Genomic DNA, 24,319 nt, shown 5'->3' on the forward strand with positions numbered 1-24,319 from the left:
GGCCTTCGGGCATGCGGCTGTCGTCGTGTCGCCCGGCCTGCCAGGACTAATATTTTTCAGGTTGACTGTTAATATCATTAGCAACAGAGTGAGCCCGCAAGCGGCTGAAGCTTGCATCCGATCTGAGGAGGTCGGAATAAATCGGGAGGAGAAAACTGAGATGTCCGCATTCTCACGTCGCACATTCTTGACGGTCGCAACCATGATCGGCGCCCTGACCTTTGCCGGAATGGCAACAGCGCAGGTACCTGCCCTGAAGCAGAAGGACACCTACAAGGTCGGCTTCGCGCAGACCGAATCCAACAATCCCTGGCGGATCGCCCAGACCGAGAGCATGAAGGCGGAAGCCGCAAGGCTCGGCTATCAGCTGGTCTATACCGATGCCGCGGGTTCGGCCGCCAAGCAGGTCGCCGATGTCAACTCGATGATCGCGCAGGGCGTCGATGTCATCTTCCTCGCTCCGCGTGAGGAAAAGCCGCTGATCCCCGCCGTCATGGCGGCCAAGAAGGCCGGCATCCCGGTTATCCTGCTCGATCGCAGTGTGGATCCGAAGCTCGCCAAGGCCGGCCAGGACTACCTCACCTTCATCGGCTCCGACTTCGTCCAGGAAGGCCAGCGCGTGGCCGAATGGCTCGCGAAGAATGCCGGCGGAAAGACGAAGATCATCGAGCTGGAAGGCACGACCGGTTCCTCGCCCGCCAACGATCGCAAGAAGGGCTTCGACGAAGCGATCAAGGCCGCCGGCGGCTTCGAGATCGTGGCATCCCAGTCCGGCGATTTTGCCCGCGACAAGGGTCGTCAGGTGGCTGAAGCCCTGCTGCAGGCGCATCCAGATGCCGATATCATCTATTCACACAATGACGAGATGGCCATCGGTGCGATCTCCGCCATCGAGGCCGCCGGCAAGGTGCCCGGCAAGGACGTCCTCGTGCTGTCGATCGATGGCGGCAAGGAAGCCGTCGGACTGGTGGCCGAAGGCAAGATCGCGGCCGTCGTCGAGTGCAATCCGCGCTTCGGACCCAAGGCGTTCGAAACCATGGCGCGCTATGCCAAGGGCGAAAAGATCGAGCCCCGCGTCATCAACGACGACAAGTTCTACGACAGCTCGAACGCCAAGGCCGAACTCGCCAACGCCTACTGAGGCAAGGCGTGCAAGGCAAAGCAGGCAAGGCAATGTCTGGCCGACCCTAAGAGGTTGACCGGACACCTGCCGATCATGGCTGTCGCCGGCGGGTATCCCGCCGGCGACATGTTTTCCTGTGCAAGAGGACCTTCGATGCTGCTTTCCATGCAGGACATCTCCAAGTCGTTCGCCGGAGTCGCGGCCCTGCGGTCGGCCACGCTCGATGTCGCCGACGGTGAGATCATGGCGTTGGTCGGTCAGAACGGCGCCGGCAAATCGACACTGATCAAGATCCTTACCGGAGCCTACAAGGTCGAGACGGGCCGGATCGCCTTCAATGGTCGCGACGTGACCTTCACCTCGCCGGCCGACAGTCAGGCGGCGGGCATTGCGACGATCTACCAGGAAATCAATCTCGCAGCCCAGCGGTCGGTTGCCGAGAACATCTATCTCGCGCGCGAGCCCCGCCGCTTCGGCCTGCTCGACCATCGCCGCATGCGCGAAGGTGCGCGGCGTGTTCTGGAGGCCTTCCATCTCGACATCGATGTCGACAGGCCCGTTGCCAGCTTCAATGCCGCGACGCGGCAGATGGTGGCCATTGCCCGGTCCGTCGAACAGAATGCCAAGCTCCTGATCATGGACGAGCCGACGTCTTCGCTGGACGAGCGTGAAGTCTCCATCCTGTTCGACACGATCCGCACCCTGCAGGCGCGCGGCGTCGCCGTCATCTTCATCGGGCACCGGCTGGACGAGCTCTACGCGATCTGCAACCGCGTCACGATCATGCGTGACGGGCAAACCGTCGCCGTCAGCGCCATGCAGGACATCTCGAAGATGGAGCTGGTGCGGCACATGCTCGGGCGCGAACTTGCGGCCTTCGAAGCGCTGAGCAAGAGCGCGGAGGGTCATGAAGAGCGCCCCGTGCGCCTGGAGCTCGAAGCTGCCGGCTCGGGAACCCGCGTGCGTCAGGTGGATCTGACCGTGCGCGAAGGCGAGATCTCCGGGCTGGCCGGCCTGCTTGGCTCAGGCCGCAGCGAGACCGCGCGCATCATCTTCGGAATGGACCGGCTGGAGCGCGGTTCGCTGCGGGTCGGTGGCCAGGCGCGGACCTACACTGAACCCGCCGACGCCATTGCAGACGGCATCGGTCTCGTCTCCGAGGACAGGAAGGTAGACGGCATTATCCCGGACATGAGCATCCGCGAGAACATGACGCTGGCGCTGCTGCCGAAGCTGCGCAAGGCCGGCGTGATCAACCGCGCACGGCAGGATGAGATCGTTCAGCGTTTCATCACGGCGCTGCGCATCAAATGCGCCTCACCCGATCAGCCGATCAAGGAGCTTTCCGGCGGAAATCAGCAGAAAGTGCTGCTGGCCCGCTGGCTGTGCACGGATCCGAAGGTGCTCATCGTCGACGAACCGACGCGCGGCATCGATATCGGAGCGAAGTCAGAAATCCTCAAGCTGCTGCGCCAATTGGCCGACGAGGGCCTCAGCGTCCTGATGATTTCGTCCGAACTCGAAGAACTGCTGGCTGCCGCCGACCGGATCACGGTCCTCAGCGACGGCGCGTCGGTCGCCGTCCTGCCACGCTCCGCCATGTCCGAAAAAGCGCTTCTCGCCGCCATGGCGCATCAGGGGGAATGACATGACGATCACGGACACCGCCCCGCCAGCGCCGCAGACGCGCCCGAAGCTGTCGATGCTCGCACTCGCCAGCCGATACGGCACCGCTGCTGCCCTGGTGCTGCTCATCGTCTTCAATCTGGTGATGACGCCAAATTTCGTTTCGTGGCAGACGCTCAACGTCAACCTGACGCAGGTCGCCCCGATCGTCATCGTCGCCACGGGCATGACGCTGGTCATCGCGACAGGCGGTATCGACCTCTCTGTCGGCTCGCTGATGGCGATCGCCGGGGCTGTGGCGCCGATGATCTTTCTCGGTACGCTGTTTCCCATCGACAATCCGAGCCTTGCCGTGGGTCTCGCCTTCGTCCTGCCGATCCTTGTCACGATGGCCTTCGGATGGTTCAACGGCCTGCTGGTCACGCGATACGCGATCCAGCCGATCGTCGCCACGCTGGTGCTCTTCATTGCAGGCCGCGGCATTGCGCAAGTCGCCACCAACGGCAACCTGCAGGTCTTCAAGAACCCGTCCTTCCAGTTCATCGCCATGGGCCATGTCGCAGGCGTTCCAGCCCAGGTGGTGCTGATGCTGGTGGTTGCCGCCCTCGCCTTCGCGTTGATCCGGCTGACGATGTTCGGCCGGCATGTCCTTGCCGTCGGTGGCAACGAGAAGGCGGCGCGCCTGGCCGGCATCCCTGTCCGGCGGGTCAAGATGCTCGTCTATCTGATCTCCGGCGCGCTCGCCGGGCTTGCAGGGCTTGTTGTGGTCGCGCGCAATTCCGCAAGCGACGCCAACCTCGTCGGCCTCGGCATGGAGCTCGACGCCATTGCCGCCGTCGCCGTCGGCGGCTCGCTGCTGACGGGTGGCCGGGCAAACATTTTCGGGACGCTTCTCGGCGCGCTGGTCATTCAGCTCGTGCGGTACACGCTGTTGGCAAACGGCGTCCCCGATGCTGCGGCGCTCGTCGTCAAGGCGGGCCTGATCGTGGTGGCCGTCTACGTGCAGCAACGCGCAGACCGTTCGTGAGGAGTGTCCAGATGTCCGCAGCTCGCTTCATCCCCGCCTTTCTCCGTCCGAAAACCTCGGGCGATCTGGCCCGCCTCGGCGTCATGGTCGCTCTCCTTGCGCTGATCCTTTTCGGCGCCCTGCGCTACGACAATTTTCTCTCGTCCTTCAACATCCTGAGCTTCCTGCGCTACAATGCGATGTTTGCGCTGATCGCGCTCGGCATGTGCTTCGTCATCATTACCGGCGGGATCGATCTGTCGGTCGGAGGCGTTGCGGCGCTTGCCAGCGTCGTCTCGGCATTCGCTTCCCCCTACGGCTGGGCCGCCGGATTGGCCGCCGGCATGGCGGCGGGGCTTGCCTTCGGTGTGCTCAATGGCATCATGATCACGCAGATGCGGATACAGCCCTTCATCGCGACGCTGGCCGCGATGCTGGCCTCCTACGGTACGGCGCTGCTTCTGGCCGACAACCAGTCCGTTTCCGTTTCCTACGACACGGCCTTCACCATGCTGGGGCAGGACGACATCCTCGGCTTCCCGATCCCTGCCTGGATCGCCCTTGCCGCCTACATCCTCGGCTGGATCTTTCTCGAGCGGCTGCCGGCCGGCCGCCATGTGCTGGCCGTTGGCGACGGGGAGGCCACGGCGCTCTTGATGGGACTGAAGGTCCGGCGCACCGTCTTCTCCGTCTACGCCGTCTCCGGCCTGCTCGCCGGGCTTGCCGGAACGGTGCTCGCCGCACAGTTCGGAGCGGGCCAGCCGACAGAGGGCGTTGGCTGGGAGCTTTTCGCCATCGCCTCCGTGGTGGTTGGCGGCACGTTGCTCAGCGGGGGTGCAGGATCGGTCGGGGCGACCCTCGCCGGTGTGCTCCTGCTCGGCATGGTCTTCAATGTCCTGAATTTCGAAAACGGCTTGGGCTGGATCTCGCTGTCGGCCTACTGGCAGTCCGTCATTCGCGGCCTCTTCCTTCTGGTCGTGGTCGTCCTGCAGGCCAAGATTGCCGCTCGACCCGAGGAGCAGGGCTGAGCTAATCTCCGCGCGAGGCTGCGTAGGCCATCCGTCCGTCCGCCCCGCCGGCTGCCCTACGCTTGAATGCTGGATATCTCGCGCGCTCGTGATGAGGCGATTTGCAAGAGATTGTCTAGTTTGGGAGCGAGAGGGACTGTGCTGGGTGTTCTCAAGTGACACACGACCATCAGATTCAGACGATCCGCTATCCCGGTGCCATGCGGATCATGCACTGGCTGGTCGCCATGCTGGTGTTCGTCACCTGGCCTCTCGGGATGGTGATCAAATTCGTGTGCGACGATATCAAGCCAGACGCCTACCTTCTGCACGAGTCGCTCGGCTTCATGGCCCTCTGGCTGATGCTTGCCCGTATCGGCATTCGTCTCACGTCGCGCGTTCCCCGCAGCGGCGACGCCGACGCGATGGCCGGGATGGCGCGCCTGGTGCACGCCGGCCTGTATCTCCTGTTGATCTTGATGCCGGTCAGCGGCTTCCTGGCCACCAATGCCCATGGATTTGCACTCGTCTGGTTCGACATCCTTCCCGTCTATAGCCCGCTCGACAAGACGCCCGGGATCGCCCCGCTGCTGTCGACGGTTCACCGATGGAGTGCCTGGATCCTCTTTGGGCTCCTTGCTCTGCATCTTGGCGGCGTCCTGTTTCATCATGTCCTGCGCCGGGACGACACCTTGTATAAAATGCTCTGATGACATGTGATGAGTCGATCATTCGTCGCCTGACGATCACAGATGAAACCTGGTGCAGGCTGCTCGCGGCATCGTCCGCGCGCGCGAAAACGCCCTATGAAGCGGCCGATGCAGGCGCTGCGCTTTACGGGCCGATCGCGTTTGCGACAGGCGCGTTTGTTCTGGCGCAGGTGGGACAATCGCTCGACGGTCGGGTCGCCACGCCGTCCGGGGATGCGCGCAATATATCCGGGCCCGAGGGTATTGCGCATCTGCATCGATGCCGCGCGCTTGTCGATGCGGTCATCGTCGGCGTCGGCACGGTCAAGGCCGATCATCCGAGGTTGTCCGTACGCGACGTGGAAGGCCCTGATCCTGTCCGGGTCATTGTCGACTGCCGAGCCGACCTCACGGGCGAAGAAAGCGTGTTTTGCGACGGCGGCGCGCCGGTCATTCTTATCCAGTCGCAAGAAGCGCCCCGACGACACTATCCCGTGGACGTCATCCGCCTGCACCAGACGTCGGACGGCCTCTGTCCAGAAGAAATGCTGGACGCCCTTGCGGAACGCCATCTCTTGAAGGTGCTGGTCGAAGGCGGCGCGCGCACGATCTCGCGCTTTCTCGATCGCGATCTTGTCGATCGCCTGCATGTGTCCATTGCACCGCTCATCATTGGTTCGGGCCCGTCCGGCATCTGTCTCCCGCCGATCCGGACACTGTCCGAGGCCCGTCGACCCGAGACTACCCTCTACAGCGTCGGGCGCGACATCCTGTACGACTGTGACCTCGCCGCAGGACGCCCGGCCGGCTCATTTCGGCAGCGCCAATAGATCGGTGTGGCCGACGACAAGGCATCCGCCATCCCGAACCTTGCCAAGACGAAATGCGAGCCACGCCTCGAGATCATCCGGACGGATGTCACCGATCTCGGCGACCGGGGGCATCATGCCGCGCAAGAATGCGTCCTGAAGCGCGGCGTGCGATCCATCGAGTTCCCAGCGGCTGTCCGCGCGCGCTATTCGATATCCGCGGGACAGGAGCGCACGCTCGAGCCAGGCTGCAGCCTCCGGCCCCAGTGCCGCACCGAACCCCTTGTCCCCGCGCTGGTGACGGTTGAACGCGTTGACGACGTCGCGATCCTGTTCATGCGGATCGCTCCAGCGGATGCGACCATCATAATTGAGGGCGGCATAGAAGGCGATGTTCTGCCTGCTGAGACGTTCGACCAGATCGTCACAAAATGCCTGCGAACAGAGATCGAAGAAGGCGGACGCGGTCATGAGGTCGATGCCGCGCAGGTCGAGCGACTCCAGGTCCGTGAGGTCTTTCTGGATATAGCGGACACCGATGCTTCCGATCCGCCTTTCGGCTTCGCCAAGCAGTCGCGGATCATTGTCGACGAGGTACCAGCGTGCGTCTGTCGGGAGATGGGCCGAAAGGACGCGGTGGGTGGCGCCCGTGCCGCATCCGATGTCCATGATGGTCGGCGCTTCGAGACGTTCGCAGTGCGCGACGAGCTCAGCCATCAGATTGGCGGCTCGGGCGGCTTTGTCGGCCGGTTCGCGAAGGGCGAGCCATGCCGTCTCGAAACCGCTCATGTCACGCCTTCCAATCGATCGGAAACCGTGCGTGCCGTGTCTTGCCAACGCGGCAGCAGGCGTCCGGCTGTGGCGGCCGCATCGGCGAACTGGCGCCGGACAAGAGGGTCGGTGATGAACGTTCGCAAGGCGTCCGCAAATCCATCGATGTCGTCGACCGCCACCAGCACGCCTGCTTCCGGGGGCACGACCTCGGGTATCGCGCCCGCGTGGCAGGCCACGATGGGCAAGCCTTGCGCCAAAGCCTCGGCAAAGACCATGCCGTAACCTTCGTAGCGGCTTGCCAGGGCGAAGATGTCGCCGGTCTGCAGTTCGCCGGCGACGTCATCGCGTTCGCCGCACAGCGTCACGCGATCGGACAGACCAAGCGCCACCACCTGGTCGGCAAGAGCCGCAGCGGTCACGGGATCAAGTGTCTGGTTGCCGATGATGCTGGCGCGCCAGGGAAGGTCTCTCAGCTTCGCCAGCGCGGCAAGCAGCACATCATGACCCTTGCGGCGCGTGAGGGTGCCGACGCTGATGATGTGGGGAGGGATGATATGGGGAGGACCGGCGTCACGTGCGGCTTGGTTTGCCGGCTGCGGTCGATCCGTACCGGGCACGGCGATCGTGATCTCGGCCGGGGCTACACCGTAATCTTCGGAGAGTGTTCGCGCAGTTTCCGCCGACGTCACCACGACATGGCGCACGAAGCGCAGGGCTTCACGCTCGCTCTCGCACAGGCGGGCGGCGACAGCGGCAGGGAGCCCGGTCTCCAGCGCAAGTGGATGATGCACGAGCGCCACAATACGCAAACGCGCGCCTTCCCGTTTCGCCCACCGGTCCATCAACCCGAAAGCGAGACCGTCGATCATCACCAAAGCACCGTCCGGCAGCGCTGAGAGTTGCGCTTCGGCCCGTGCCAGGACATCCGTCGTCGGCATCGGGAAGCCCTCACCAAGGCTCACAGGTTCGACGTGCCAACCCAGCTGCTCCAAGCCGTGGATAAGCCGCCGGTCATAGCCATAGCCGCCCGTTTTCAGCGAGAGATCCCCGGGATAGGCAAAGACGAGCCGGTTGTTCAAAGGTCGGCCTCATACCATCCACGGGCGGCATGGCTCTCGTGCAGGAGAACGCGAATCCGGCAAATGCGGCCGCTGCCCGGACCGAGCTTGTTTTCGAAAACGGCGTCGACCAGCCTGTCGAAAATATGCTTGGCCACGACTTCGGTGGTGGAAACACGGCCTTTGAAGATCTCGAGTGCATCGAGATTCTGATAGTTCAACGGCTTCAGGACGTCGGCAAGCGTTGTGGTGGCAAGACCGATGTCAACCGCCAGCCCGTCGTCATCGAGATCGCGGGTAAAGAAGGCGGCATCGACCACGAAGGTCGCGCCATGCATGCCTTGGGCAGGACCGAAGACAGGACGCGGCAGGCTGTGGGCGATCATGATGTGGTCGCGGACTTCGACGGCATACATGGAGAATTCCTTGTCAGTAGCGCACGCGATGACAGAGCGTGGAGGTTGCCTGGAGGATACGCGGATAGTGATCCGGCAGATCAGGAAAGGCCGTCTCGCCCGAAATCAGCGCGTCGAGGCGCGGGTCGCCGAGCAGATCCAGCGCCTTGGCGAGACGGCGCGCGAGCGGCCACCGTGCCTGCTGGCTCGCCGGGACATGCCCCACCTGCGAACTCTTGATGGAGAGCCGCCGCGAGTGAAACGCCCCGCCCAGCGACAGCGTCGCCTGGCGCTCGCCATACCAGCTGGCCTCGACGATGCGCCCCTCGAGCCCGGCATGATCGATCGCGCTCGACAGCGCTTCCGGCCTCCCGGATGCGTTGATCAGGACATCGTATTCGCCTTTCAACGCGCCGGGCGGCGCGAAGGAGAGGCCCAGTCGTTCGGCAAGCGCCGCGCGTTCGGGATTGGTGTCGATCAGCTGTGTTTCCGTGCCGGGTATGCCGGTCGCGAGATAGGCCGTCAGAGCGCCGACGACGCCTGCGCCGAAGACGGCAACGCGGTCGCCCGGGCGTACCTCCGCATCCCAGAGGATGTTCAGAGCCGTTTCCATATTGGCTGCGAGAACCGCCCGGCCCGGCGACAGATCCGGCGGCAGACTGACGAGTGCCATCTTGGGCACGATGAAGCAGTCCTGATGGGGGTAAAGGCAGAAGACGCGGGTGCCCCTGTGCATTGTGCCGCCCTCGATCACCTCGCCGACGGAACAGTAGCCGTACTTGACCGGAAACGGAAAATCACCCGCCATGAAGGGTGCGCGCATCCGGTCGTATTCCGATCGCGGCACCAGACCCTGGAACACGGTGGCTTCCGTGCCCCGGCTGATACCCGAATAGAGACTGCGGACGAGGACGTCGCCGCTCCCGAGGTCAGGAAGTGCTTCCTCCCGGATGTGGCACGCGCCACGCTCGGGGAACCACAGAGCGCGCGCTGCCGGTCGGCTCGCGGGCACGTCCTTCGGCTGCGTCGGATTGGTCATGGCTTCCTTCAGGCTGGCAGGTCGACAAAGGTGTTTCGAATGGCACATCGCATCTAGAGGGCAGCCGTGCAAACGCACGGACAAGGACATATCACTATTAGTTTACAGGCCCCTCGCAATCCGTTTTGTCAGGCAGGCCGTAGCGCGGGCACTTTCATCAGGGAGATTGTCGTGCCGTATCCAAGCCCCTTTGCCAAAGACTTTTCAGATCCTGCTGCCGATGTCGAACGTGCGGTGTCCGAGCTGCGATTCGGCCGGCCGGTGCTTCTCGAAGACGACCGGCGCAGCCTCGCCGTGCTGGCGCTCGATGCGGTTACGCCCGCTGTCTACGGCACGTTCGCGCGTGTCGTGGAGTCCTCGCACAGCTTGCTCCTGACGCGCGCGCGCGCCGGAAGGCTCGGCATCCGGTCCGGGACGGACATCGCAATCCCTCTCTCCGACGTGGGTTTCGACGATGCTTCCCGGCTCGCCTACACGCTTCGGGCGAAACGTCCGGAAACCTGGACGGCGGCCCCTGAACTCGACTCCCGATCGGCCGACCTAGCGAGAACGGCCCTCCTGCTGCCGGCCATGATCATCGCCGATGTGACAAACAGAAAGCCCCTCTTCAGCGCCTGCTGCAGCCTGCATGTCTCGCGGCTCCAGCAATCGTCCGTCGCCCGGCAGACGTTCCAGCAGGTCGCGAGAACGCGCGTTCCCTCAAGAGACTACGGCGACTGCGAGTTCGTCATTTTCCGGGGCGGGCTTGCGCAAAAGGATCAGGTGGCGATCATCGTCGGCAACCCGGATATGGCCAAGCCGGTCCCGGTCCGGATACACTCGTCCTGCATCACCGGGGACCTCTGCGGCTCGCTGAAATGCGATTGCGGCGACCAACTGCGCAATGGGCTCGATCTTCTGAAGCAGAGCGGCGGCGGCGTGCTGGTCTATCTCGACCAGGAAGGGCGCGGCACCGGAATCGGCGCCAAGATGCGCGCCTATGGCTACCAACACGCCGGCCTCGATACCATCGACGCCGATGCCGAACTCGGGCTTGGCGACGACCATCGCCGCTACGAGGCGGCCCTCGCCATCCTCCGGCTTCTGTCCATCTCCGAGGTCATCGTCTTCACGAACAATCCGACCAAGATTGCGGCCTTGCAGGATGGGGGTATCATCGTTCACTCGCGGGCAGAGGTAACGGGACAGGTGACGAACGAAAACGAACGTTACCTGCGCACGAAGGCGCTGCGTGCCGGGCATATGCTGGACATCGAGACGCTCGTTGCTGCCGAATAGGTGCGGCGATGGGCGCGGGAGGAGACGCGATGGCGACGATCGACGAGGGAGATCATGGAGCACCGGAGCGTAGAGGCGCTGCTCCACCCGATGGGCTGCTTGCCAATAGCGTGACAGTCCTGGCGATCGTCTATTTCGCTTCGGCGATGAGCTGGTACGCTGCTGCCGCCGCCCTGCCGATCGAGCATCATGTTCCCGTGGTCGCCGGCCTGGTGCTCGCCGCCATCTGTGCCCTCGTGCTCCGCGCCCTGCCCTTTCATGCCCACCCGCGCTTCGGCTGGGCCAATCTCATCACGTCTCTCCGAGCCGGCATGATCAGTCTCGTGTGCGCGATCGTCCTGTCTTCCGGTGCGTTTGGCGAGCAGCAGAACGAAAACCTCATTTGGGCGACCGCCGCCACGGTGATGTTGGCGCTCCTCCTTGATGGCGTCGACGGCTATCTCGCCCGGAGGTATCGCCAAGAGTCGGCCTTCGGAGCACGGTTCGACATGGAGCTGGACGCGTTTCTGATTCTTGTCCTCTCAGTCGCCGCCCTCGTCCTCGAAAAGGCGGGGCCCTGGGTGCTGCTCATTGGTCTGCTGCGCTATGCCTTCGTGCTTGCGCAATGGCCGTTTCCCTGGATGACCAAATCGCTGCGCGTGTCGTTTCGGCGCAAACTGGTGTGCGTCATTCAGGTCGCGACATTGTGCGGCGTCCTGCTGCCCATCGTCTCGCAGCCCGTCTCGGGCGCATTGTGTGCCGTTGGCCTCGCCCTGCTGGTCTCTTCGTTCTTCGTCGATGTTCGGTACCTGATGGCGCGCCGTGGAGAGACCGTGTGAGCCGCTCCCTTGCAACGTCGCTCGGACTGGCCCGTTCGCTGGTGGTCTACTACGGCAGGCCGTGGCAGCGCTCCCGCTTGAAACGTTTCTACGGCCAGCTGATCGAACCCGGCGATCTCGTGTTCGACATCGGGGCGCATGTCGGCAGTCGCAGCCGGGCGCTGCTGGCGGCAGGCGCGCGGGTCGTGGCGGTCGAGCCCCAACCGATCTTTGCCGACTTCCTCCAGACGCATTTTCTGCCGCGGCTCGAAGGCCTGGAACGCGTCGCCGTCGGCCGACAGGCGGGTGAGATCGATCTGCGAATCTCGAGCCGTCATCCGACCGTGACCAGCATTTCCCCGGATTTCCTTGCCAAGGCGAAAACGGTGCATGGTTTCGAAGCGGTCATCTGGGATCAGACGATCAGGGTTCCCATGGTGACGCTGGACGGACTGATCGCCCGATACGGTCGTCCCGCCTTTTGCAAGATCGACGTCGAGGGTGCCGAAGCCGAGATCATCGGAGGCCTGTCGCACCCCATTCCATGGATCGCCTTCGAGTATCTTCCGGCCATGCCGGACCTTGCCCTGCAGGCCCTCGACGCCGTCTGCGAACTCGGCGACTATCGGTACAATCGCGTCCTTGGCGAACAGCAGCACTTCGTCCATGGGCAATGGCTGACCGCACGGGCGCTTCGCGACATCCTTCTCCACCTGCCGACCTCGGCGCGCTCCGGCGATATCTACGCCCGGCTTTCATCGTGACCGGCTGTCTCTGTCTGCGCCGCGTTGCCGGCGACCGGAGTTTCCGACAAGCCTCTCGTCAGCAGGAGAATGGCGATGCCGGGCAGCGCGCCGACAAGCGCGAGAGCTCCGTAGACAAGGCTCGCCGCGACACCATCGGCTGCACCATAACCGGCAAGAGGCCAGAGCGCCGCGGCGGCGGCCTCGCGCGTACCCCAGCCTCCAAGTCCTGTGGGAACAAGCATGACGAGAAGACTGGCCGGCACGATGGTCAGCGCGGACACGGGGGGCAATGGCGCACCGACGGCATGCGACGCCAGCATGAACAGCGCGACATAGGCGAGCACCACGGTGATGCTCAGGCTCGCCTGGACCGCCCAGGCATAGTGCCGCACGAAGACGGCGCCGAGCTCGCGGCCGAACCCGCGGTAGCGCATGACGACCACGACCAGAACCGCCATCGTACCCGCAAGGCCGATCGCCGCCGGCAGCAGCATCCCGCCCGGCATCGCACTTCCGCCGGGCAAGAGCGGCCAGAAGAATACGCCCGCGGCAAAGAGCAGGAAGAAGGACAGTTGACCGGATAGACGTTCGAACACGACCGTTTTCGCCGATCGCTTCAAGCCGCCGGACTGACCATGGCGGAGCCGAAAGGCCCGCAGCGCATCGCCGGCGATGCCGCCGGGCGCGAGCTGATTGACGGCCGTTGCCACGTAATATTCACGGACGGCATGCAGAAACGACAGCGAGAAGGACAATCGCCGAGCCGTGAATTGCCATCGGACTGCCGAGACGACAATCTGCACCTGCACCAGGACCAGGCCGGCCATCAGATGTCCCGGCGATACCTTGTTCAGCGCCGACAGGACCGCGGAGATATCCACGTTGAGGAGCAAGGCGGCGAGAACGCCGATCAACAGGATCCCGGTGGCAAATCTGAAAAGCAGCAAGAGGAGGCCTTTCGCGCACGGCAAGCGGGTTGGCAGCCGAGAACACAATCTATCCGAATCTCTACGCAACGGACACGCAACTGGATCCGACCAATGAATCACCCGACTGGCCGTCCATCCCTTTCCCCACGACCCCGGTTCGCCATCCTGTGGTTCCTGCTGTTCGTGGTCATTGCCGGTACCATCCTTAACCTGCCCGATCGTCCGGATGCGATCGGTCTCTCGGCGTTTCTGAGAATTCCGCTGGACGCGGTCCTGCTCGGCCTCCTCCTGCTGGTCATGCCCCGGCGGATGAGGTCGCCCATCATTGTCCTCGCGGTCATCGTCCTCGGCGTCCTCCTCTTCCTGAAGCTTGCCGATCTTGGCACGCAGTCGGCCTTTCAGCGTTCGTTCAATCCCTATCTCGACGGCAAGATGCTCCGGGACGGCTGGAACCTCCTGTCGGGCACGCTTGGCGGAGGTGCCGCGCTGATCGTCTGCCTCGCCATTCTCTCCGTCTTCCTCCTCATTCTCGGCCTGCTCGGCCGCAGCATGAGGGTCACCGCATCGCTGTCCGGACGATCGCGCATGATGCTTGGCCTGCCGCTCCTGATGGTTGCGGCGCTTGGAGGCCTTGCGGTCGCACGGCCGGCCTTGGTCGAGCATCTGCCATTTCCGCGCTTTACGTCCAGTTCGGCAAGCTACCTCTCCGATCGCGTCGGCCTGATCGCCCGGTCGGTCGAGGATACCCGGCGCTTCGACGCAGAGCTTCGGCGCGTCGATCCCCGAAGGGGGGCAGCGCCGAATTTTGCCGCCGTCGCCGGACGCGATGTCGTCCTGATCTTCGTCGAGTCCTATGGCAGAAGCGCGATCGAGGATCCCCGCTACGCACCACGGATCGACCGGCGGCTCGATGAGATGACCCGACAACTGGGTGATGCCGGCTTCTCGACGGCCAGTCGGTGGATCGGCTCGCCGACGGTGGCGGGCCTCAGCTGGCTTGCCCACGGCACCTTCGTGTCGGGCCTCTGGATCGACAGCCAGCTGCGCTACGACCGCCTGATGACCAGCGATCGAACCAGCCTCAACCGGCAGTTTTCCGCTGCCGGCTGGCAAAGCGTCGCGGTGATGCCGGCCATCACGATGGATTGGCCCGAGGCGGCCTGGTACGGCTACGACCGCATTCTTGCCGCAAAAGACCTCGGCTACCGCGGAAAACCCTTCAATTGGGTGACGATGCCGGACCAGTTCACGCTTTCCGCGTTCCATCGCCTTGTCCGTGACGGGTCGGACCGAAAGCCCGTCATGGCCGAGATCGCATTGATCTCCAGCCACGCGCCCTGGACCCCCGTTCCCCATCTGATCGACTGGACCGCCGTCGGCGATGGATCGGCCTTCAACGATCAGGCGACCGCCGATGAGACGCCGACCGAGGTCTGGGCCGATCCGGCGAAGATTCAGGACCACTACATCCGCACGGTGGATTACGCACTGGAAACGCTCGGCGACTATATCAGCCGCTACGGTGGCGATGCGCTGTTTCTCATCATCGGCGACCATCAGCCGGCAAACATCATCACCGGCGCCAATGCCTCGCGCGCCGTGCCGCTCCATGTCATCAGCCGGGACCAGGCCGTCATCGACCAGTTCAGGCAGCACGGGTTCGGCGATGGCCTTGCTCCATCGGCGACCGGGGGCGAGATCCCGATGAGCCAGATGCGTGATCTGCTGGCCGACACGCTGAGCCCGCCCGCTTTGGCCGGGAACCGGCCTCTGCCTTGAACCGTTGCGGGACGGAGAGAGACTGGAGCGGATGTTGACCGAGCCCCATCCCCATACGCCGGACGGCCGGTATTTCGTTGTTCGCGGGCGCTTGTGGCGAACGAGCAATCCTGACATCCCGGTGAGCGAGCGTGTGACCCTCGTCTCCGAACTGATGGCGGCGCGACGCGCCATTCGCGACGCGCGCGGAGAACCCGACCAGACGCGACAGGCGCGGGCGCGGGTCGATGCGGCAAAGACGGCTCTGGGCGAACGCGGCCCGGTCTGGTGGACGGACGGTGAACCGGACTACAATCGGCACCTCGTACGGAACACGCCCTATGCTGCGTGGCATGCCGACCTCACCTCGGATGCTTGATCGGGCACATTCTCGCAACTGATACGGTCTGTCGAATGCATGCCCGCCAACCTTCCTTTGCAATTGTAAGCCAACCCCAAAATTAGGATAAAAACCGGGCCGAATTTACGAGTTCTTAGCCGGCGCAGACCATCACTTGTCGCCAGCATGCTGAACGGCGGATCGCGCACGTGCATGCATGACCTGGAGGGTCTCATGCCAAGCTTGACGATTTCGCGCCTGCTCGCACTCTTTGGCGTGGTTGTAACCAGCGGCCTCGTCGCATCCATCGGCCTGCAGACCATGGCTTTGCAGACGCTGAAGGTCGGCGGACCGGTCTATGCCGAGATTGCGAACGGGAAAGACGTGATCGCCGACATCCTGCCGCCCCCGCTCTACACGCTGGAAGCCTACATGCTCGCCAACGAGACGATGGCGCATCCGGAACGTGCGGCCTCCAACCTCCAGAAGATGAAGGCGCTGAAGCACGAGTTTGAAACGCGCAGGGACTTCTGGGCAACGGCGCATCTCGACCCGAAACTCGCCGACGGACTGGCCGAGCAGGTCGTTGCGAGCGGCGAGGCCTTCTGGGCGGTGGCGACGGCCTTCGAGGAGGCCAAGGCGAACGGCGAAGCCGCCGACCTGCAGCCGGTCATGGACGCGTTCTATCGCCACGACGCACACGTTCGGGCCTTCGCCGAGCTGGCAAGCGGCAGGCTCGAGACCTCGGTCGCGGATGCCGACCTTACCGGCACGACCTATACGATGATCGGAGCGCTCAGCAGCGGCGCGTCGGTCCTCATCTTTCTTGCCGGGCTATGGTTCGTGCGCCGCCGTGCGATCCGACCGCTCGTCGAGATCGGCAGCGCGATGAACGTGCTCTCCGGCGGCAATTATGCGGCTGAAATTCCGTTCGCCACGCGCACCGACGAGATCGGTGCGATGTCCCGCGCGCTCGCGGTGTTCCAAGCCGGCGCGCGGGAGCGCCAACGCATGCGCGAGACGGCGGATCGCGACCGCTCGCAGTCGGATGCGGAGCGGCTGGATCAGCAGCGCAGCCGCGAACGGGAGGCCGAAGAATTGCGTTACGTCGTGGAGACGCTCGGCGCCGGGCTCGGGCGACTGGCGGAGTGCAATATCCGCAACCACCTCGATCACCCCTTCGCAAACCGTTTCGAGCCGCTTCGCCTCGACTTCAATCAGTCTCTGGCCACCTTCCAGCTGACACTGGAGCAGGTTCTCGGCAAGACGTCCGAACTTTCGGGCAATGCGCGCGAAATGCATCAGGCGGCGGACGAACTTTCCAAGCGCACGGAACAGCAAGCCGCTGCGCTCGAACAGACATCGGCGGCGCTGGACGAGGTGACCGCCACGGTCCGATCGTCAGCCGACCGCGCTGCGGAAACGCGCAGCCTCGTCGGTGCCGCCAATCGCAGCGCGACATCATCCGGCCAGGTGGTCCGCGATGCGGTCGACGCCATGCGACGGATCGACACGTCCTCGCAGCAGATCGGCCAGATCATCCATGTGATCGACGAGATCGCCTTCCAAACCAATCTGCTGGCGCTCAATGCCGGGGTCGAGGCCGCACGCGCCGGAGAGGCCGGGCGAGGCTTTGCCGTCGTGGCGCAGGAGGTCCGGGAACTCGCGCAACGCTCCGCCGCCGCCGCCAAGGACATCAATGCGCTGGTGCGCACATCCTCGAGCGATGTCTCGAACGGCGTTCAGCTCGTGGATCAGGCGGGTCGCGCGCTGGCGGAGATTGCGCATTATGTGACCGAGATCGATGCCAAGGTCGAAGCAATCACCACGGCATCGAAAGAGCAGTCCGTCGGCTTGCTCGAGATCAGCACGGCGGTCAACGCGATCGACCAGATGACCCAGAAGAACGCGGCCATGGTCGAGGAGACGACCGCCATCAGCGGCAGCCTCGCCTCCGATGCCAGCCTGCTGTCCGCCATCGTTGGCCGCTTCCAGCTCAATCCCGGTCGATCCGACGGCGCAGCGGCGCGACCGGTTCGGCATCGGGCCGCCTAGCATGGCAGCCGCGGGCCGGCTTGCTCTCTCTAGCGCCCGAACCGGCGGGCGCCGATGACGCAGAGAATGACGCAGACCGTCATGCCGAGCATGCCCGGCGTGACCGGCTCGTGCAGAAGTGTTGCCGCGAGCGCCAATGCGAGGAAGGGCTGCAGCAATTGCAGCTGTCCGACAGCGGCGATGCCACCCTGCGCAAGGCCGCGATACCAGAAGATGAAGCCGATGAGCATGCTGAAGACCGAGACGTAGGCGAGCCCGAGAAACGCGGGAAGCGCAATCCCGGCGAAGCTGGCCGGCATGGTGAAGAGGGCGATGCAAAGCATGGGCGGCAGCGAGAGAACCAGAGCCCACGAAATGACCTGCCAACCGCCAAGGGTCCGCGAGAGCTTCCCGCCTTCGGCGTATCCGAGACCACAGACGATGATGGCAAGGAGCATCAAGAGATCGCCGAAGGAGGATGCGCGGACGCCCTGCGCAAAGGCGTAGCTGACCACCGCCGTGCTTCCGAGCAGGGAGAAGATCCAGAAGACCGGTTTCGGACGATCGCCCCCGCGAAGGACTCCGAAGACGGCCGTCGCGAGCGGCAGCAGGCCGATGAAAACGATCGAATGCGCCGAGGTGACATGCTGGAGGGCGAGCGCGGTCAGGAGGGGAAAGCCGACGACAACGCCGAGCGCAACGATCGAGAGCGACGCGATCTCACGCGGCGTCGGCCATCTCTGGCGCGAGAGCACCAGGAGGACAAGCGCGAGGAGACCCGCGATCGCCGCCCGCGCGACCGTGAGGAACACCGGATCGAACTGCATGACGGCAACACGCGTCGCAGGAAGCGATCCGCTGAAGATCACCACGCCAACCATTCCGTTCAGCCATCCGGCCGTTGCCCGCTCCATCCTGCACCCCTTCTCGATATTCCCGTTTATTGACCCGCTCTCACGGAAGTGCCAGAAACGGTTGCCGACAGTTTGTCCAAACTGTTGTGGACATCAACCAATACGGATCGAGACGATGGGGCGCGTGCCGATGGCAACCACGATGGTGATGGAGACGGTCCGCCAGCGGATCGCGGGCCGTGCGCTCCTGCCGGGCGGAAAGCTGCCATCGATCCGCAAGCTCGCGGCAGTGCTCAAGGTTTCGACGTCGACGGTGGTGGAAGCCTACGACCGACTGGTCGGCGAAGGCCTTCTTTGCGCGCGCCCCGGCTCCGGCTTCTACGTCACGCAGCAGGCCGGTGCCGCCATGGCGTTTTCGGTCGCCGATGCCGGACCGAAACGCGACCGTGCGGTCGATCCCTTCTGGGTCTCGCGCCAGTCGCTGGAGGCGGCGCCTGGCGACGCGAAACCGGGATGCGGCTGGTTGCCACCCGACTGGCTGCCCGAGGACAGCGTGCGGAGGGCTCTGCGAACCCTGTCACGCGCACAAAACCCGATCCTCTCCGAATATGGTTCGCCACTCGGCCTCACGCCGCTTCGCAACCTGATCGGCCACCGCATGGCCGAGCGCGGCATTGCTGCGTCTCCGGACCAGATCCTGCTGATGGAGTCCGGAACCCAGGCGATCGACATGCTCTGTCGCCTGCTGCTGCAGCCCGGCGACACCGTGCTGGTGGACGATCCCTGTTACTTCAACTTTCACGCCCTGTTGCGCGCGCACCGCGCCCGCATCGTCGGTGTCCCCTATACCCCGTCCGGACCCGATACGGATGCCTTTGCGCGCGTGGTGGAAGAGCAACGACCGCGGCTCTACATCACCAATTCGGCGATCCACAATCCGACAGGCGCGATCCTGTCGCCGGTCGCGGCGCATCGTGTTCTCAAACTCGCCGAAGCGAACGACGTCATCATCATCGAGGACGACATCTTTGCCGATCTCGAGAACAGCCCTGCCCCGCGGCTGGCGGCTTTCGACGGGTTTGACCGGGTCATTCACATCGGCAGCTTCTCGAAAACCCTCTCTGCCTCCGGCCGGTGCGGCTTCATCGCTGCCAAGCCGGAATGGATCGACAGCCTGACCGACCTGAAGATCGCGACGACATTCGGAGGGGGCCGGCTGACGGCGGAACTCGTCTATGCCGTCCTTAGCGACGGATCCTATCGCAAGCACCTGGAAACGCTGCGCCAACGGCTGGCAAAAGCCATGCACAGCAGTGCCGTACGCCTGAAGAGCCTCGGCATCACGCCCTGGATCGATCCGCAGGCAGGCATGTTTCTCTGGTGCAGGCTTCCCGACGAGATGGACGCGACCGACGTGGCGCGGGCGGCGCTCGGCCGCGGTCTGGTGCTTGCGCCGGGCAACGCCTTCAGCCTCTCCCAAACGGCGAGAAGCTTCATGCGCTTCAATGTCGCGCAGATGCAGGCGCCTGCCGTGTTCGACATCCTGCGGGATGCCCTGGCCGCGCAACGCGGCCGGGACATCGCTTGATGGAACGAGAGCACAACGCGCGTCGGGTCACTTCCAGCTGGTGTAATCGCTGGCCGTACAGCCAAAGGGCGCCCGTTGGTCGCCGAAGCGCTTCTGCAACTGGTCGCATCCCCACCGGTTCACGGGACCCGGCATCATGTTGTTGATGTCCATGCCCGGCGACTGGAACTGCGTGTCGGACGCCAGCACATACCAGAACCAGAAGCCGATGACCCCGACGACGATCAACAGCGGCACGCCAAGGGCGACCTGCAGCCGCCACCAGATCGACCGGGTCTTGCGTGGCGCGTCCACCAGCACCGTGCGGCCGCCGTGCGCCTCCTCCGTTTGCCGGAACGGCAGAAGCGCCTGTGCGCGCTCCGCATCCGTGAGCTCGATCCGCATCAGGCGGTCATCGAGCAAGACCGGCAGTGCCGTCTTCCCATGCCGGACAGCCAGGGCGACCGGCTTGTCTCCTCTGGTCCCCACGATCAAGGGCTCTTCGCCGTCGTGCATGCGGGTATAGGCAGAGCGCTTGGTCCGGTCGTCGGCAAGCGTGTCGACGTAGGTGATGGAAAGGGTCTTGCCCTTGCGATCGAACGCCTGGATTTCGACGGGCACCGGCACCAGCATGGCGGGACGGCGGAGCGCACGGCGGACGCGCCAGATCCGAAGAAGAAGGAAGATCATGCCGACACTGAGGCCACCCAGAATGAGGGTGAGGAGCGCAAGCGTGATGATCCGGTTCCAGAGCTTGTCGAGCCCCAGGGTGATGGTCGCAAGCTCCGGATGATCGCCCGAAATGACAAGGCCGGTCTCGTAGTCGCCGACATGAAAATCGACGAACATGATCTCCACATCCGTCGCGTAGTCCCGGCCGTCATAGCGATAGACAAGACGGGCTTCGCAGTCGGTGAAGACCGCCTTGCGCGTCGTGCAGCGGCCGTTCTGGACGTCGCCGTCCTCGACGACGACAGGATTCTGGCTGATGGTGAAATCGCGCAGCACGCCCGGCCCTTCCCATACGAGAAGGAAAACGGCGAGCACCAGGATGATGGGTGTCGACCAGTAATAGGCGCGCGGCGCGGATACGGCATCCGGCGCCAGCTTCAGCGCGCGTTGGGGAAGCAGAAGTTCAGACAAGTCCAGGACCTTTCAGATCAACGCGTGCAGCCTGCCGTCTCCACGACAGGACACCGGACGACGAGGGCGCCATAAGGCTCGGCATGGGCACAGCGAAAATTGGGCACAGCGAAGGTCGGGCACGGCGAAGACCGAACCCGGTGTGTGCGCACCTGCTTATGGCGCGATTCGGCTGATGGGGTCTCGCACGATAGGCGAAAGATGCAACGAGGGGCTGCGTGCAGGGTGCGTTTCAAGGCGCAGCAGAGCCCTGCCCGATGCAAGGCAGCGTCGGACCGGTCTCTACCCCCACGACGCCACCTGCCGCGTCATGGCTCGTCGCCAAGCCCGGCAGGCTCTCACAAAACGCCCACAGGCTGAGATGCCACGCGCAAGCGCAACCCGGATCCGCAAGACTTTGAGTGGGAAGATTGGTCGGAGTGGAGAGATTCGAACTCCCGACCCTCTGGTCCCAAACCAGATGCGCTACCAGGCTGCGCTACACTCCGTGCCAATAAGCGGGCAATACACGCTGGACGGCGGGGCCGCAAGGGCGAAAGCCGCGCGACGGCCTTTATTCTCCGGCGCCGCTGCCGATGGAAAATTCGGTCGCGCCTGCATCAAGGTCATTCCGTTTCCGGTGGTTCTGCGCTATGTCACGGGAAAGCCGGTCGAGCCGGTTCCTTTCCATGCTTGGAGTCTGAGGAATGTCCGCCAAGATTTATCGTCCCGCCAAGACCGCGATGCAGTCCGGAAAGGCCAAGACCAATCTTTGGGTGCTCGAATTCGACCAGGAAACGCCCCGGACGATCGATCCGATGATGGGCTATACGAGTTCGGCCGATACGCGCCAGCAGGTCAAGCTGACCTTCGAAAGCGCGGAAGCGGCCGTCGCCTATGCCGAGCGCAACGGAATCGAATATCGCGTGATCGCGCCGAAGGATCCGACCCGGAAGAATGTGTCCTACAGCGACAACTTCCGCTACAGCCGCATGCAGCCCTGGACGCACTGAGGCCGTTCATCGCCTGCCACGTTCGCGCTGCATATCCGCAGCGCCGCCGGCCCCTTAGCTCAGCTGGATAGAGCACCTGCCTTCTAAGCAGGTTGTCGCAGGTTCGAGCCCTGCAGGGGTCGCCAAATTTCTTGATTTGATCCCGCACCGCGCCGTAACGGCTTTTTCATGTCCGACGGAGTGTGAGGGCGGCGGGACGAGCGGGTGGCGGGTCAGTCCGGTTTCGCGACGGGAAGGTTGGCGGGGATCTCCACGCGGGCACCCGGCGTGATCGCCAAGCGCTTTGCCGTGCCGGCGTTGAGTTCGATCACATAGGCGACGGGCACGCGGGAGTCGATGATCGCCTCGGATTGGGGAACGGCATTCTCATGAACCGTTTCGACCTTGCCGTCTTTCGACACGAACAACATGTCGAGCGGCAGGAACGTGTTCTTCATCCACATCATCACCTGACGCGTCTGCGCGAAATCGAACAGCATGCCGTGATCGGCCGGCATCTCCCGGCGAAACATCAGGCCTTGGGCGCGCTGGTCGCTGGTGAGCGCCAGCTCGACGGTAAAGCCGTGCGTCTTGCCATCGCGTGTCTTGATGGCCAGCGGCGCCTTGTCGAAGGCGACGTCAGCCGCTTGGACAGGGCCGCCAGCAGTGGCGATGGCAACCACGACGAGCGCGCCGCGGATGGCTTGCCGCAAGCTCAGCATCCCTTGCCCATCAATGCGCCCGGCCCGTGGGTGCCGGGACGTCGGGGTGAATCTCTGCGGCCATCAGCCCCTTGTCGCCATCCCCAAACCGCACGAGTACGGTCTGCCCGGGTCGAAGCTCGGTCAGACCGAAGCGCCGAAGGGTTTCCATATGGATGAAGATATCCTCGGTCCCGTCACCGCGCGTCAGGAAGCCGAAGCCCTTGGTGCGGTTAAACCATTTGACGAGCACGCGCTCGAGACCGCTGGTCGGCGTGACCTGTACATGCGTCTTGACGGGGGGCAGCTGCGAGGGATGAATGGCGGTCGACTGGTCCATCGACAGGATTCGGAACGCCTGGTATCCGCGATCACGCTTCTGGATCAGCGCCACGATGCGCGCACCTTCCAGAACCGTCTGGTAGCCGTCGCGCCGCAGGCAGGTCACGTGCAGCAGGACGTCCTGCATGCCGTTGTCGGGAACGATGAAGCCGAAGCCCTTGGCAACATCGAACCACTTGATGACGCCGGTGATCTCGATCAGATCCAGCGCGTCTCCGCCGAAGTCCTCATCTGGTGCGACATCTTTCGCCGAAATCCTGTCCACCATAATCTGCCAGCCCCTCGAATACGCATCACGATTGCTGCGGTTAACTGATTCTTGAGCATCAAGATAACATTGACCCGCCGCTTTTGGGCAAGCCCTCGGGAGGAAATTTGCCGCTATCGGTAAGCTATGGCTCTAGCCTTGTGTCTGGCTGGCGCAGCGCTAGATAGGAGGTTCAACAACAGGCAAGAGGGTTATCATGCGCTATCTGCACACCATGGTTCGGGTCAAGGACCTCGATCAGGCACTGCATTTTTATGGGACACTGTTCGGGCTGCAGGAAGTGCGGCGGACGGAGAACGAAAAAGGGCGCTTTACGCTCGTCTTCCTGGCGGCGCCAGGCGACATCGATCATGCGCAGTCCCGCCTCTCGCCATGCCTCGAGCTGACCTACAACTGGGATACGGAAGACTATACGGGCGGGCGCAATTTCGGCCATCTCGCTTATGAAGTCGACGATATCTACGCGATCTGCCAGAAGCTGATGGATGCGGGCGTCACGATCAACCGCCCGCCCCGCGACGGCAACATGGCATTCGTGCGCTCGCCAGACGGCATTTCCATCGAAATCCTGCAGAAAGGCGCGGCGCTTGCCCCGCAGGAGCCCTGGTCGTCGATGGAGAATACCGGCGCCTGGTAAACCAGAGCGTCCACATAAAGGAACACGACCCTGCGGCGCGCTTTTGCCCGCGCCGCGGGGTCACGACGCAAGCTCCACGCAACGGGGCCAGCGCATAGATCTCCCCACAGATCGGCCGGGACAGAGCGGCGCCGGGAAGCGGCCATGATGGCGCGGACCCCCGCCTCGCCGGCGATCGGGAGATGCAGCCTTGCGACACGGCCCTTCGTTCAAACCACATTTCGGCAATATGGCTCTTGCTGTTCTGGCGGCAGGCCTGCTGACGGGGTGCGTCACCGGCAAACCCGTGGCCGACCAGCTGGTCGAAGGCGTCGCCGCCCCCGAAATCGGTGAGACCGACGTGCCCGTCGTCGCCTCCGGACCCACCTCAGCAACGCCGGCGGTCGCCCAGGCGACAGCAGCGACCGCGGCAGCACCGCAAGCCCCCC

25 protein-coding genes and 2 tRNA genes are annotated in these 24,319 nt (G+C 64.0%); 17 read left to right on the plus strand and 10 right to left on the minus strand.

Annotated features, from left to right (window positions below; genetic code table 11):
- The first annotated feature begins 160 nt into the window (after positions 1–160).
- From ASG03_RS19625 to ASG03_RS19650, 6 genes are all read left to right on the plus strand, one after another.
- Complete coding sequence (locus ASG03_RS19625) at positions 161–1,141, plus strand: ABC transporter substrate-binding protein (protein WP_062695391.1); 981 nt, start codon at positions 161–163, stop codon at positions 1,139–1,141.
- Positions 1,142–1,276: 135 nt separating this feature from the next.
- Positions 1,277–2,770, plus strand: a complete 1,494-nt coding sequence (locus tag ASG03_RS19630) for a sugar ABC transporter ATP-binding protein (RefSeq protein WP_062467998.1) — start codon at positions 1,277–1,279, stop codon at positions 2,768–2,770.
- Between the two features lie 55 nt (positions 2,771–2,825).
- Positions 2,826–3,776: an ABC transporter permease gene (locus tag ASG03_RS19635; RefSeq protein WP_062695681.1), complete on the plus strand. Its 951-nt coding sequence runs from the start codon at positions 2,826–2,828 to the stop codon at positions 3,774–3,776.
- An 11-nt stretch (positions 3,777–3,787) separates the two neighbouring features.
- A complete protein-coding gene (locus ASG03_RS19640; RefSeq protein ID WP_062468000.1) occupies positions 3,788–4,783 on the plus strand; it encodes an ABC transporter permease in 996 nt (331 codons plus the stop codon).
- Between the two features lie 155 nt (positions 4,784–4,938).
- Positions 4,939–5,472 carry a cytochrome b gene (locus tag ASG03_RS19645; protein WP_244475333.1) on the plus strand — a complete coding sequence of 178 codons (534 nt, stop codon included), beginning with the start codon at positions 4,939–4,941 and terminating at the stop codon, positions 5,470–5,472.
- Entirely contained in the window at positions 5,472–6,281 is an 810-nt protein-coding gene (locus ASG03_RS19650) for a RibD family protein (RefSeq protein WP_244475334.1), read from the plus strand. Before ASG03_RS19645 ends, ASG03_RS19650 begins: the two co-directional genes overlap by 1 nt.
- On the opposite strand, the gene ASG03_RS19655 is transcribed toward ASG03_RS19650, so the two are convergent.
- From ASG03_RS19655 to ASG03_RS19670, 4 genes are read right to left on the minus strand one after another with little or no spacing between them, the layout of a single operon-like run.
- The gene (locus tag ASG03_RS19655; protein ID WP_062695393.1) at positions 6,261–7,049 is read right to left on the minus strand and encodes a class I SAM-dependent methyltransferase; all 789 of its coding nucleotides are present in this window, start codon (positions 7,047–7,049) and stop codon (positions 6,261–6,263) included. The two genes, ASG03_RS19650 and ASG03_RS19655, sit on opposite strands and share 21 nt — an antisense overlap.
- Positions 7,046–8,113, minus strand: coding sequence for a glycosyltransferase family 4 protein (locus ASG03_RS19660; RefSeq protein WP_062695395.1), 1,068 nt, complete (start codon positions 8,111–8,113; stop codon positions 7,046–7,048). The genes ASG03_RS19655 and ASG03_RS19660 overlap by 4 nt, the downstream gene beginning before the upstream one ends.
- Positions 8,110–8,508: a 6-pyruvoyl trahydropterin synthase family protein gene (locus tag ASG03_RS19665; protein WP_062695397.1), complete on the minus strand. Its 399-nt coding sequence runs from the start codon at positions 8,506–8,508 to the stop codon at positions 8,110–8,112. The genes ASG03_RS19660 and ASG03_RS19665 overlap by 4 nt, the downstream gene beginning before the upstream one ends.
- A 13-nt stretch (positions 8,509–8,521) precedes the next feature.
- On the minus strand, positions 8,522–9,526 hold the full coding sequence (locus tag ASG03_RS19670) for a zinc-dependent alcohol dehydrogenase (protein ID WP_062695399.1): 1,005 nt from the start codon (positions 9,524–9,526) through the stop codon (positions 8,522–8,524).
- Positions 9,527–9,697: 171 nt separating this feature from the next.
- Here ASG03_RS19670 and ribA point away from each other — a divergent pair, with 171 nt between their 5' ends.
- From ribA to ASG03_RS19685, 3 genes are read left to right on the plus strand one after another with little or no spacing between them, the layout of a single operon-like run.
- Positions 9,698–10,804, plus strand: a complete 1,107-nt coding sequence (gene ribA, locus ASG03_RS19675; protein ID WP_200934720.1) for a GTP cyclohydrolase II RibA — start codon at positions 9,698–9,700, stop codon at positions 10,802–10,804.
- 29 nt (positions 10,805–10,833) lie between these two features.
- The gene (locus ASG03_RS19680) at positions 10,834–11,622 is read left to right on the plus strand and encodes a CDP-alcohol phosphatidyltransferase family protein (protein WP_082475877.1); all 789 of its coding nucleotides are present in this window, start codon (positions 10,834–10,836) and stop codon (positions 11,620–11,622) included.
- Positions 11,619–12,365, plus strand: coding sequence for an FkbM family methyltransferase (locus ASG03_RS19685; RefSeq protein ID WP_062695401.1), 747 nt, complete (start codon positions 11,619–11,621; stop codon positions 12,363–12,365). The genes ASG03_RS19680 and ASG03_RS19685 overlap by 4 nt, the downstream gene beginning before the upstream one ends.
- On the opposite strand, the gene ASG03_RS19690 is transcribed toward ASG03_RS19685, so the two are convergent.
- Positions 12,344–13,294: a lysylphosphatidylglycerol synthase transmembrane domain-containing protein gene (locus tag ASG03_RS19690; protein WP_082475878.1), complete on the minus strand. Its 951-nt coding sequence runs from the start codon at positions 13,292–13,294 to the stop codon at positions 12,344–12,346. The genes ASG03_RS19685 and ASG03_RS19690 overlap by 22 nt on opposite strands.
- 93 nt (positions 13,295–13,387) lie before the next feature.
- Here ASG03_RS19690 and ASG03_RS19695 point away from each other — a divergent pair, with 93 nt between their 5' ends.
- The 3 genes from ASG03_RS19695 (at position 13,388) to ASG03_RS19705 (ending at position 17,429) form a co-directional block, all read left to right on the plus strand.
- Positions 13,388–15,055, plus strand: a complete 1,668-nt coding sequence (locus tag ASG03_RS19695) for a hypothetical protein (RefSeq protein WP_062695403.1) — start codon at positions 13,388–13,390, stop codon at positions 15,053–15,055.
- 31 nt (positions 15,056–15,086) lie between these two features.
- Positions 15,087–15,413 (plus strand): hypothetical protein, encoded by a 327-nt coding sequence (locus ASG03_RS19700; protein WP_062695405.1) that lies wholly within the window; start codon positions 15,087–15,089, stop codon positions 15,411–15,413.
- Between the two features lie 195 nt (positions 15,414–15,608).
- On the plus strand, positions 15,609–17,429 hold the full coding sequence (locus ASG03_RS19705; RefSeq protein ID WP_062695690.1) for a methyl-accepting chemotaxis protein: 1,821 nt from the start codon (positions 15,609–15,611) through the stop codon (positions 17,427–17,429).
- A gap of 29 nt (positions 17,430–17,458) precedes the next feature.
- On the opposite strand, the gene ASG03_RS19710 is transcribed toward ASG03_RS19705, so the two are convergent.
- Positions 17,459–18,322, minus strand: a complete 864-nt coding sequence (locus tag ASG03_RS19710) for a DMT family transporter (RefSeq protein WP_062695408.1) — start codon at positions 18,320–18,322, stop codon at positions 17,459–17,461.
- 130 nt (positions 18,323–18,452) lie between these two features.
- On the opposite strand from ASG03_RS19710, the gene ASG03_RS19715 reads away from it, so the two are divergent.
- Positions 18,453–19,850 (plus strand): aminotransferase-like domain-containing protein, encoded by a 1,398-nt coding sequence (locus tag ASG03_RS19715; RefSeq protein ID WP_244475335.1) that lies wholly within the window; start codon positions 18,453–18,455, stop codon positions 19,848–19,850.
- A 27-nt stretch (positions 19,851–19,877) separates the two neighbouring features.
- On the opposite strand, the gene ASG03_RS19720 is transcribed toward ASG03_RS19715, so the two are convergent.
- Together ASG03_RS19720 and ASG03_RS19725 are read right to left on the minus strand one after the other, a co-directional pair.
- Positions 19,878–20,972, minus strand: a complete 1,095-nt coding sequence (locus tag ASG03_RS19720) for a hypothetical protein (protein ID WP_062695413.1) — start codon at positions 20,970–20,972, stop codon at positions 19,878–19,880.
- Between the two features lie 411 nt (positions 20,973–21,383).
- Positions 21,384–21,460: transfer RNA gene (locus ASG03_RS19725), tRNA-Pro, on the minus strand.
- A gap of 198 nt (positions 21,461–21,658) precedes the next feature.
- Between ASG03_RS19725 and ASG03_RS19730 the strand changes: the two genes are divergently transcribed.
- Together ASG03_RS19730 and ASG03_RS19735 are read left to right on the plus strand one after the other, a co-directional pair.
- Complete coding sequence (locus ASG03_RS19730; RefSeq protein ID WP_062468020.1) at positions 21,659–21,964, plus strand: ETC complex I subunit; 306 nt, start codon at positions 21,659–21,661, stop codon at positions 21,962–21,964.
- A gap of 48 nt (positions 21,965–22,012) precedes the next feature.
- Positions 22,013–22,089 (plus strand) — tRNA-Arg (locus tag ASG03_RS19735).
- A gap of 87 nt (positions 22,090–22,176) precedes the next feature.
- Here the strand turns inward: ASG03_RS19735 and ASG03_RS19740 are convergent.
- On the minus strand, positions 22,177–22,665 hold the full coding sequence (locus ASG03_RS19740; RefSeq protein WP_062695415.1) for a DUF192 domain-containing protein: 489 nt from the start codon (positions 22,663–22,665) through the stop codon (positions 22,177–22,179).
- Positions 22,666–22,675: 10 nt separating this feature from the next.
- The gene (locus ASG03_RS19745) at positions 22,676–23,254 is read right to left on the minus strand and encodes a cold-shock protein (RefSeq protein ID WP_062468024.1); all 579 of its coding nucleotides are present in this window, start codon (positions 23,252–23,254) and stop codon (positions 22,676–22,678) included.
- Between the two features lie 196 nt (positions 23,255–23,450).
- Here ASG03_RS19745 and ASG03_RS19750 point away from each other — a divergent pair, with 196 nt between their 5' ends.
- Positions 23,451–23,891 (plus strand): VOC family protein, encoded by a 441-nt coding sequence (locus ASG03_RS19750; RefSeq protein ID WP_062468026.1) that lies wholly within the window; start codon positions 23,451–23,453, stop codon positions 23,889–23,891.
- A 190-nt stretch (positions 23,892–24,081) separates the two neighbouring features.
- A partial coding sequence (locus tag ASG03_RS21715; RefSeq protein ID WP_200934721.1) for a hypothetical protein occupies positions 24,082–24,319 on the plus strand: 238 nt, incomplete at its 3' end.

Origin of the sequence: Rhizobium sp. Leaf341 (assembly GCF_001424325.1) — a bacterium.
Lineage (GTDB): Bacteria > Pseudomonadota > Alphaproteobacteria > Rhizobiales > Rhizobiaceae > Ferranicluibacter.

Excerpts from the sequence above, each read along its gene's own strand:
- ASG03_RS19625 (WP_062695391.1), top strand. The coding sequence starts at position 161 with ATGTCCGCATTCTCACGTCGCACATTCTTGACGGTCGCAACCATGATC.
- ASG03_RS19630 (WP_062467998.1), top strand. The coding sequence starts at position 1,277 with ATGCTGCTTTCCATGCAGGACATCTCCAAGTCGTTCGCCGGAGTCGCG.
- ASG03_RS19635 (WP_062695681.1), top strand. The coding sequence starts at position 2,826 with ATGCTCGCACTCGCCAGCCGATACGGCACCGCTGCTGCCCTGGTGCTG.
- ASG03_RS19640 (WP_062468000.1), top strand. The coding sequence starts at position 3,788 with ATGTCCGCAGCTCGCTTCATCCCCGCCTTTCTCCGTCCGAAAACCTCG.
- ASG03_RS19650 (WP_244475334.1), top strand. The coding sequence starts at position 5,472 with ATGACATGTGATGAGTCGATCATTCGTCGCCTGACGATCACAGATGAA.
- ASG03_RS19655 (WP_062695393.1), bottom strand. The coding sequence starts at position 7,049 with ATGAGCGGTTTCGAGACGGCATGGCTCGCCCTTCGCGAACCGGCCGAC.
- ASG03_RS19665 (WP_062695397.1), bottom strand. The coding sequence starts at position 8,508 with ATGTATGCCGTCGAAGTCCGCGACCACATCATGATCGCCCACAGCCTG.
- ASG03_RS19670 (WP_062695399.1), bottom strand. The coding sequence starts at position 9,526 with ATGACCAATCCGACGCAGCCGAAGGACGTGCCCGCGAGCCGACCGGCA.
- ASG03_RS19680 (WP_082475877.1), top strand. The coding sequence starts at position 10,834 with ATGGCGACGATCGACGAGGGAGATCATGGAGCACCGGAGCGTAGAGGC.
- ASG03_RS19695 (WP_062695403.1), top strand. The coding sequence starts at position 13,388 with ATGAATCACCCGACTGGCCGTCCATCCCTTTCCCCACGACCCCGGTTC.
- ASG03_RS19700 (WP_062695405.1), top strand. The coding sequence starts at position 15,087 with ATGTTGACCGAGCCCCATCCCCATACGCCGGACGGCCGGTATTTCGTT.
- ASG03_RS19705 (WP_062695690.1), top strand. The coding sequence starts at position 15,609 with ATGCCAAGCTTGACGATTTCGCGCCTGCTCGCACTCTTTGGCGTGGTT.
- ASG03_RS19710 (WP_062695408.1), bottom strand. The coding sequence starts at position 18,322 with ATGGAGCGGGCAACGGCCGGATGGCTGAACGGAATGGTTGGCGTGGTG.
- ASG03_RS19715 (WP_244475335.1), top strand. The coding sequence starts at position 18,453 with ATGGCAACCACGATGGTGATGGAGACGGTCCGCCAGCGGATCGCGGGC.
- ASG03_RS19730 (WP_062468020.1), top strand. The coding sequence starts at position 21,659 with ATGTCCGCCAAGATTTATCGTCCCGCCAAGACCGCGATGCAGTCCGGA.
- ASG03_RS19740 (WP_062695415.1), bottom strand. The coding sequence starts at position 22,665 with ATGCTGAGCTTGCGGCAAGCCATCCGCGGCGCGCTCGTCGTGGTTGCC.
- ASG03_RS19745 (WP_062468024.1), bottom strand. The coding sequence starts at position 23,254 with ATGGTGGACAGGATTTCGGCGAAAGATGTCGCACCAGATGAGGACTTC.
- ASG03_RS19750 (WP_062468026.1), top strand. The coding sequence starts at position 23,451 with ATGCGCTATCTGCACACCATGGTTCGGGTCAAGGACCTCGATCAGGCA.